General features: G+C 71.2%; 1 protein-coding gene and 1 pseudogene. Both read left to right on the forward strand.

Features of this window, described 5'->3' with window-relative positions:
- Positions 1 to 224 precede the first annotated feature (224 nt).
- Positions 225 to 1,070 (forward strand): GcrA cell cycle regulator, encoded by an 846-nt coding sequence (locus EOA33_RS35760; RefSeq protein WP_126055368.1) that lies wholly within the window; start codon positions 225 to 227, stop codon positions 1,068 to 1,070.
- A 91-nt stretch (positions 1,071 to 1,161) separates the two neighbouring features.
- Positions 1,162 to 1,401, forward strand: a pseudogene (locus EOA33_RS35765) (hypothetical protein); the annotation flags it as partial.

Raw genomic sequence — 1,401 nt, forward strand, 5'->3', positions numbered from 1 at the left:
CTCCCTGATCCGCACTGAGGACGGCACCGTCATCCTCTTCGATCGCGCAACCGGCCGGGCGGTGTCCGGCCTGACCAGGGAGGCGGCGGAGGCCGCCCTTCTGCGCCTTGATGGCGAGGCGCCGAGTCCCGCCTGATCCGACCAATCCCCGAACGATTCTCGCGACGGCCTTCGGGCCGAGCCCTGGCGCGCGCCCGCAAGCCCGCAAACCGATGGATGCCGATATGCCTGCCGCCTATACCGACAAGGAACTCACCGAAATCGCGACCTGGCTGAAGGAGGGGCTTTCGGCCTCCGGCATCGCCGCCCGCTTCAGTGCGCTGCGCGGCGCGCGCGTGTCGCGCAATGCCATCATCGGCATCGTGCATCGCAACGCCGGCCTGCGCGCCATCGGCTTCGCCAACCCCAAGGGCGGCCGCGCCGGCGGCCGGCCGAGGAAGCACGCGACGCGGCCCGATCGTCCAGGCAAGCGGGGCAGGGTTGCCGCTGGAGGGGTGACGCTCTCCCAACCGGCGGCGTTTTCCAGACGTGCTCAGTCGATGGCGGGCGCCAGCGCCGGAACCGCCAATCTCCCCGCAAGTGGGGGAGACGTCCGGTCCACCCTCGGCAGCTGCAACGCAGCTGCCGCGGAGGACGGGCAGGGCGGAGTCGACGTATCGGCCCATGCGGTCTCCGCGCAAGCGGATGACATCGCGACCGCCCGCACCGCGCCCAAGCCGAAGCAAGCCAGGATGAGGATGCCAGCGCGGACATTGCCGCCGGCATGGCTCGCGCCGGGCGGGCTGGCGCGCGAGAAATCCGAAGCGCAGCTCTACAAGATCCCCGCGCCGCCGCGGCCGGCTGCGCCCGGCCGCCAGCCGCATGTCGCCGCCATGCGCTTCACCGACTGCCTGTTCGGCCGCTGCCGCGCGCCGCTCGACCTCGCATTACGCGAGGATGCCGACGACGATCCGCCCGGCGCGCGCCCCGGGCCCGACATGCTCTGCTGCGGCCTGCGCACGCGCCCGATGAGCAGCTACTGCAGCCACCACCATGCCAGGTTCCATGGGAACCGGGCGGGGGTGGTATGATGGGCGGTGTGGCCGGAACTGCCAATCTCCCCCCAGGTGGGGGGAGATTACTCAATCCCCACTGGCGCGCCGCCCATCCGGACACCTCCCCATGAGCGGCACTGTCTGGTCGAAATTCTTTTGGGCGGACTGGGAGTCCGATCCCAACCTCAGGCTTTGCTCGCTCGCCGCGCAAGGGTTGTGGATGCGCCTGCTGTGCGTGGCCGCCGCGCACGAGCCGATCGGCTATGTCGCGGTCGCCGGCAAGGGGCTGGACGAGGCGGCGCTCGCCCGGCTGACCGGCTGTCCCGAGGCGGAGCTTGCCGGCCTGCTTGGCGAGCTCGAGCGGAAC

The sequence above is a fragment of the Mesorhizobium sp. M4A.F.Ca.ET.050.02.1.1 genome, assembly GCF_003997725.1.
In the GTDB taxonomy this organism is placed as follows: domain Bacteria; phylum Pseudomonadota; class Alphaproteobacteria; order Rhizobiales; family Rhizobiaceae; genus Mesorhizobium.

Excerpts from the sequence above, each read along its gene's own strand:
- EOA33_RS35760 (WP_126055368.1), top strand. The coding sequence starts at position 225 with ATGCCTGCCGCCTATACCGACAAGGAACTCACCGAAATCGCGACCTGG.